Annotated in this window: 1 protein-coding gene; it reads left to right on the forward strand. The window is 67.9% G+C overall.

The features are described 5' to 3' along the window. A partial coding sequence (gene glgP / locus BMF89_RS07785; protein ID WP_139359596.1) for an alpha-glucan family phosphorylase occupies positions 1-780 on the forward strand: 780 nt, incomplete at both ends.

Genomic DNA, 780 nt, shown 5'->3' on the forward strand with positions numbered 1-780 from the left:
CTGACCCTGATGCTCCGGGACCCGGCCCGGCTCAAGGCGCTGCTTCTGCACCCGAAGCACCCGATCCAGCTGGTCATCGCCGGCAAGTCCCACCCGGCCGATGACGCCGGCAAGAAGATGATCCAGGACCTGGTGAAGTTCACCGACGACCCCGCCGTGCGGCACCGGATCGTGTTCCTGCCCAACTACGACATCGCGATGGCCCGGACCCTGTTCCCGGGCTGCGACGTGTGGCTGAACAACCCGCTCAGGCCCCTGGAAGCCTGCGGGACCTCCGGGATGAAGGCGGCCATCAACGGCTCCCTGAACCTCTCGGTGCTGGATGGCTGGTGGGATGAGATGTACGACGGCGAGAACGGCTGGGCGATCCCGACCGCGAACAACGACGCCTCCCCGACCGAACGCGATGACATCGAAGCCGCCGCGCTCTACGAGCTCCTGGAAACCCAGGTGGCCCCGCGCTTCTACGGCTCCACGGTCTCCGAACACGCCGGCGCGGCCGGGCCTTCGCAGACCGGCCCGGAAGCCGTGCCGACGCACTGGGTGTCCATGATCAAGCACACCCTGGCCCACCTCGGCCCGGCCGTCTCGGCCGACCGCATGCTCCAGGACTACGTCAACACCCTCTACCGTCCGGCGGCGGAGTCGGGACGGCGTGCCGTGGCTGGCTCGTTCAAAGAAGCAAAGGAACTCGCGGCCTGGACCAGCAAGGTCCGCGACGCCTGGCCGCAGCTCATCGTGGAACACGTGGACTCCGTGGGCGTCTCCGAAGAACCCCAG

Source organism: Arthrobacter sp. SRS-W-1-2016 (assembly GCF_002009585.1).
In the GTDB taxonomy this organism is placed as follows: Bacteria; Actinomycetota; Actinomycetes; order Actinomycetales; family Micrococcaceae; genus Arthrobacter; species Arthrobacter bambusae_A.